Here is a 6,643-nt window from a genome sequence, read left to right on the forward strand (position 1 = left end):
CGCAAGTGCGTTAGGGATGGAAGTGGCATCCTTTTTTATTTTTCTTAAAAAAGATATAACGGACAGCCTGTTAAAACGCCCAAATTAAAAAAAAATGTAATTATGGTACTGGATCATAACCGCTTCCTCCCCAAGGATGGCAACTTAAAATACGTTTAATGCTTAGTTTTAGTCCTTTTAATAAACCGTGTTTTAATAGGGCTTCTTTGGTGTAATGTGAGCAGGTTGGTTGGTACCTGCAAGTGGCTGGTGTAAATGGAGAAATTAGGGTTTGATAAACCTTGATTAAAAATAGAAATGGAGCTAAGATTATCTTTTTCATAATAAAAAAGTCCTCTCTTACCGAAAGGACTTAATTAGTTTTAATTGGTAGAAAAGGTTGTGCCTTCCTTACCATCGTTAAGTTGTATGCCAGCTTCTGCTAGTTCGTCTCTGATTTGATCAGATAGTGCAAAATCTTTATTGATTCTGGCTTCTTGACGTAGTTTTATTAATAATTGCACTGCTCCAGATAGTTTATCTGTTCCGTTTGCAGCATTAGTTTTGTCATTTTTTAATCCTAATATATCGTATACAAAAGCGTTGATTGTGTTTTTAAAATCTTCTAAATCTTTTGTAGTAATAGTTTCTGTGCTTTCTTTTATTTGGTTGATGTATTTTACTCCTTCAAATAAATTAGCAATTAGAATAGGTGTATTAAAATCGTCATTCATGGCATCGTAACATTTTTGCGTCCATGCAGCAATGTTTAACGTTGTATTGTCTGATGTTTTTAAATCTTCTAATTGACTTATGGCCTCCATTAATCTGTTGTAGCCTTTCTCACTAGCTAATAAGCCATCATTTGTAAAATCTAAAATACTTCTGTAATGTGCTTGAAGCATAAAAAATCTAGCGACACTTGGTGTAAATGCTTTGGTGATGTTTTTGTTTTCACCTGTAAAAATCTCGGTTGGTAATATAAAGTTACCTGTAGATTTTGCCATTTTTTTACCGTTCATGATTAGCATGTTGGCATGCATCCAATAGTTAACAGGTGTTTTTCCTTTGGCTGCTTGGTTTTGTGCAATCTCACATTCGTGATGAGGGAATTTTAAATCCATTCCGCCACCATGTATGTCAAAATGCTCTCCCAAGTATTTAGTGCTCATTGCTGTACATTCTAGATGCCATCCAGGAAATCCATCGCTCCAAGGAGAAGGCCAACGCATGATATGTGTTGGTTCGGCTTTTTTCCAAAGTGCAAAATCTTGAGGATTTTTCTTGTCTGATTGTCCTTCTAGTTCTCTGGTATTATGGATTAAGTCTTCTAGCTTACGCTTACTTAAAATTCCGTAATTATTAGTTTGGTTATATTTATGGACATCAAAATATACAGAGCCATTTACTTCATATCCAAAACCATTATCTATGATGGTTTTTATTAGTTCTATTTGCTCAATAATATGTCCAGTAGCTGTAGGCTCTATACTTGGAGGAAGAAAATTGAAGGTGTTTAATATATTATGAAAATCTACTGTGTAACGTTGCACGACTTCCATTGGCTCAATCTCTTCTAGTCTTGCTTTTTTCGCAATTCTGTCCTCTCCAACATCTGCATCATTTTCTAAATGTCCAGCGTCGGTTATGTTTCTAACATAACGTACTTTATAACCTAGGTGTTTGAGGTATCTAAAAATAACATCAAAAGACATAAATGTTCTGACATTACCTAAATGTACATTACTATATACAGTAGGACCACAAACGTACATACCAACATAACCATCGTTAATAGCTTTAAAATTCTCTTTTTCGCCAGAAAGCGAATTATATATTTTTATGTGTTGTTGTTTGTAAAGTTCCATTACTGTTTTTCTAAAATTTTGTTTCTAAGTTGATGTAATCTAAAAATTCGCGTCTTGTTGCTTTCTTTTTAAATTGTCCTCCAAATTCTGAGGTTACTGTACTGCTTTCAATATCTCTAATTCCTCTAGAATTTACACATAAGTGCTTAGCATCGATAACACAAGCAACATCATCTGTGCCTAAAGCTTTTTGTAACTCTTTTACTATCTGGATTGTTAAACGTTCTTGTACTTGAGGTCGTTTAGCATAATAATCTACAATACGATTCATTTTAGATAAACCAACAACGGTTCCGTTAGATATGTATGCTACGTGTGCACGACCTACTATTGGTAGTAAGTGATGCTCACAGGTAGAATAAACAGTAATGTTTTTTTCTACAAGCATTTCGCCATATTGGTATTTATTATCAAAAGTTGAAGCTTTTGGCTTTTTGTCAGGGTGAAGCCCACCAAAAATTTCGTTAACAAACATCTTAGCTACACGATTAGGTGTTCCTTTTAAACTGTCGTCAGTAAGATCTAAACCTAATGTTTGTAAAATATTTGTTACGTCTTTTTTTATGCTATCAATTTTATCAGCGTCTGATAATTCAAAAGCATCAGCTCTTAAAGGCGTATCGTGATTAGTGCTAATGTGGTTTTCTCCGATAGCATCTGTATTATCTATATTGTTATCAATCTTCATTTAAATAAAGTCTGTAAAAGGTGTTTAAAATAGTTTGCAAAGATAAACAATAAATAAATTTGAATAAGGGTAGGTATTTATTAATTATAACTGTTATACTATTATAAATCATAAAAAACAGAATTAGATACCCATATTAACATTTACTTTATTAAAATTTTCTTAATTTTCCCACTTAATTTTATCTTATAAACAATGACTCTTAGAATCTTCTTACCCCTTTTATTTGGATTTGTGATGTTTACACAAAACGGAATAGCTCAAACTCAGAAAAACCAAAATACGCAATTAGTTAAATTTGGTAAAAATGTAGATGCACCATTAACAGCTCAAGAGTTGTCAATGATAAAGGAAGTGTATCAAGATAAATTAGATGCATACGTATTAAGTAAGCCTCAAAAAGTAAAAAACTTAAAGCACCTTTTACGTAATAGAATTGTAATTAAAGAAATTACAAATTTAAAGGATGATGATAAGTATACACTTTTATCAGAAGTTGAGTTATTTGATATTTATAATCCAAGCCTTAAAAGAGATGTAGCTTTTAATAAAAGTACTTTTAATCCTTTAAAGTATAATTTAGAGTTTTACAGAATGGGATCTATTATATATAAGATAGACGGAACCAATTTTTTTATAATTATTAAACCACAAACCTATAAAAAATAATATTTACGTTTTTTTTTAACGTTGTATTTTAAACACATACCAATGAAAAAATTTTTACTAGCACTATTATTTTTAAACTCGTTTATATCCTTCTCTCAGGATATTTTAATGCAAACAACAACTGTCAGTCAATGTGGTGGCGTTTTTTATGATTCAGGAGGACCTTCTGCAAATTATGCAGATGGAGAAAGTTTTATTTTAACGATTTGTCCAGATTTTCCTGGACAACAAGTGCAATTAGATTTTACTGCTTTTAGTACACAATTAAATGCAGATGAGTTGACAATATATGATGGAGATGATAATACTGCAAACGCTTTTGGAACATTTTCTGGAGGTGGAGCAGCAGCAAATCCGGGAATGTTCTCTGCAACTCCAACTAACCCAACAGGATGTTTAACAATAGAGTTTACCTCTGATGGAAGTGCAAATACTTCCGGTTGGGCAGCGACAGTTGCTTGTTACGAACCTTGTCAAACCATAGTGTCTCAAATAGATAGTGCAACGCCAGCTCCAAATGGAGATGGTTATATTTGGGTATGTCCAGGTGAAGATATTACATTAAACGGAAGTGCAACTTTTTCAAATGATGGAACAGGTGCTACGTACGAGTGGGATTTAGGAGACGGTAATTTTATTAGTGGAGAAAATGCAACCTTTTCATATGCAACACCTGGAGTTTACATTGTCAATTTAAATGTAACTGATACAAACACAGATCCAGATCCTGCAGGTTGTTCTAACACTAATTTGATCAACCAAGTTGTTCAGGTTGGTACAGAGCCTGATTTTACAGGTACACAAGCTGTTGATAGTGTTATCTGTTTTGGAGATTCTACAACACTAAATGGTGTTGTAACTCCGACCGAGTTTATTAATGATTGTACACCACCTATCAGTGGTACAACTTTTTTACCTGATGGTGGAGGCGCTGTTTATCAAACTTGTGTTACAGTAGATTGCTATGACTCAGGTCAGACCTTAACAGATATAAATCAAATTGTTTCTATATGTGTAAATATGGAACACTCTTTTGCAGGAGATTTAGATATTAATATTATTAGTCCAACAGGACAAATAGCTGTTTTAAAAGAATATCCAGGAGGAGGTGGTACTTATCTTGGAGGTGCTAATGATGATGGCTCAGTAACACCAGGTGTTGGAGCAGATTATTGTTTTTCTGCAAGTGGTACGGTTATTTTGGAAAACGCACCAACAATAACTGCAGGATCTAATCCTCCAGGAGCATCATATACACCAGGTACTTATCTTCCTGAAGGCTCTTTAAATACCTTATTAGGTAGTCCATTAAATGGAGATTGGTGTATTCAAATTATTGATAATTTAAATGTTGATAATGGTTACATATTTTCTTGGGGAATTGAATTTGATCCAGCTTTACAACCTCCAGAATTATCGTTTACTCCAGTAACAGTCTCTGAAGCTTGGGATGCAGATCCATCGATAACAAGTACGACAGGAAATGATATTACTGTTCAACCAACAACCGCTGGAACACATTGTTATACTTATAGAACAACAGATGACTTTGGTTGCGAATATACAGAAGTAGTGTGTATTGATGTTTTACCAGAAATTGATAATGGTTTACCAAACGATTTGTTTTTATGTAATCCTGGAGCACCACCATATATTTTTGATCTAACTGAAAATGATTCAGCTATAACAGGTCCATCTGCTATTCCTGGTGACTTAGTAATTACTTATTATGAAACGCTTGCAGATGCAGAGGCTGGCACAGCAGCAATTGCAACGCCAACTAACTATACTTCGTCTGCAGTTTTAGGAGTGCCTCAAACTGTTTATGTAAGAGTTGAATATTTGAGTTCAGGATGTTATGAAGTAGAATCTTTTACACTAAATATTACAACACAACCAACCATAAATCCAGCTCCAGATATGGAGGTTTGTGATGATGCTTCAAATGATGGTTTTGAGCCTTTTGATTTAGAAAGTCAAAATGCTGCTATATTAGGTACTCAATCACCTGCTAGTTTTGTGGTAACTTATTATTTGTCATTTGCAGATGCAGATGCTGGAATAGCAAGTACAGCTTTAGTTAGTGACTATACAAATACAGTTAACCCACAGCCTATATACGTAAGAGTTCAAGTAATTGGAGACGATGCGTGTTATATAGCTTCTCCTTTACCAGTTTTTAACTTGATTGTTAATGCTGTTGATGATTCTTCTTTTACTATAGATCCAACATGTGATGGAGGTACAGTTACTGCTGTTGCAACAACAGGAGGGACATTTTCATTCAATCCTGATTTAGCAGATGGAGCAACAATAGATCCCGCAACAGGAGAAGTAACTAACGGAGTTGTAGGTACAAACTATACTATTCAATATACTACTACAGGAATTTGTCCTTCATCTACAGATCAGTCATTAACAATGCTAGCGACTGATGATCCATCGTTTACAATGTTGCCTACTTGTGATGGAGCAGTGGTAGATACAATAGCGACAACAGGAGGTACTTTTGCTTTCAACCCAGTGCCAACTGGAACCGAAACCATAGATCCAACGACAGGAACTATTACTAATGGTGTTCCAGGAACAACTTATACTGTGCAATACTCTACAGGAGGAGTTTGTTCTGCTAGTTCTACTCAAGATGTTACTGTTTACCCAACAGAAGATGCAACATTCTCTGTCTTTGAAAATTGTGATGGTGGTACTGCTACCATTATTGGAGATGTAGCAGGGACATTTACATTTAATCCTGCTGTTACAGACGGAGCGTCTATCGATCCTGTAACGGGAGAAGTAACTAATGGAGTTTCAGGTGTAACTTATACTGTAGAATATACTACATCAGGACCTTGTCCAGATAATAGTTTTCAAAATATTACAGTTTTAAATCAAGACGATCCTGCATTTACATTAATTGCTGATTGTAATGGTGGAACTGTTGACTTTGTAGCTACTCCAGGTGGAACATTTTCTTTTGATACTCCTGTAACAGATACAGCAGTTATTGATGCAGCTACAGGAACAGTTACTTTTGCAACTCCAGGCGCAAGCTATACTATATTATATACAACAGCTGGAGCTTGTATCAATTCAAGTACACAAGTATTAAATGTATTAGCTGCTGATGACTCGTCATTTAGTTATGTGCCAACATGTGATGGTGCTATAGCGACAGTAGATGGTTTATCAGGAGGTACATTTACATTTAACACACCACCAGCTGCAGGTGATATCGCTATGTTAGATGCTGCTACAGGTTTAATTTCTGGAGGTAATCCAAATACAACTTATAGCATTGATTACACTACAAATGGACCTTGTCCGACTACAACTAATCAATCTATTACATCTTTTCCTGAACCAACAGCAATCACACCAACACCATTAGAAGTTTGTGATGATGGTACACCAGACGGATTTACAAGTATAGATTTAA

General features: G+C 34.7%; 5 protein-coding genes. 2 read left to right on the plus strand and 3 right to left on the minus strand.

Going from position 1 to position 6,643, the window contains the following annotated elements:
• Nucleotides 1–100: 100 nt before the first annotated feature.
• Genes yidD through folE form a run of 3 tightly spaced genes read right to left on the minus strand, consistent with a single transcriptional unit; the run spans nt 101 to nt 2,535 of the window.
• Complete coding sequence (yidD, locus tag WNY60_RS12870) at nt 101–322, minus strand: membrane protein insertion efficiency factor YidD (protein WP_145000826.1); 222 nt, start codon at nt 320–322, stop codon at nt 101–103.
• 40 nt (nt 323–362) lie between these two features.
• On the minus strand, nt 363–1,847 hold the full coding sequence (gene cysS / locus WNY60_RS12875; protein WP_342862597.1) for a cysteine--tRNA ligase: 1,485 nt from the start codon (nt 1,845–1,847) through the stop codon (nt 363–365).
• A gap of 10 nt (nt 1,848–1,857) precedes the next feature.
• Nucleotides 1,858–2,535: a GTP cyclohydrolase I FolE gene (folE, locus tag WNY60_RS12880; protein WP_145000822.1), complete on the minus strand. Its 678-nt coding sequence runs from the start codon at nt 2,533–2,535 to the stop codon at nt 1,858–1,860.
• Between the two features lie 195 nt (nt 2,536–2,730).
• Here folE and WNY60_RS12885 point away from each other — a divergent pair, with 195 nt between their 5' ends.
• Both WNY60_RS12885 and WNY60_RS12890 read left to right on the plus strand, forming a co-directional pair.
• Nucleotides 2,731–3,204, plus strand: coding sequence for a hypothetical protein (locus tag WNY60_RS12885; protein ID WP_342862598.1), 474 nt, complete (start codon nt 2,731–2,733; stop codon nt 3,202–3,204).
• Between the two features lie 42 nt (nt 3,205–3,246).
• On the plus strand, nt 3,247–6,643 hold a 3,397-nt coding region (locus WNY60_RS12890; RefSeq protein ID WP_342862599.1), incomplete at its 3' end, for a PKD domain-containing protein.

It is taken from the genome of Olleya sp. AS48, assembly GCF_038900355.1.
Lineage (GTDB): Bacteria > Bacteroidota > Bacteroidia > Flavobacteriales > Flavobacteriaceae > Olleya.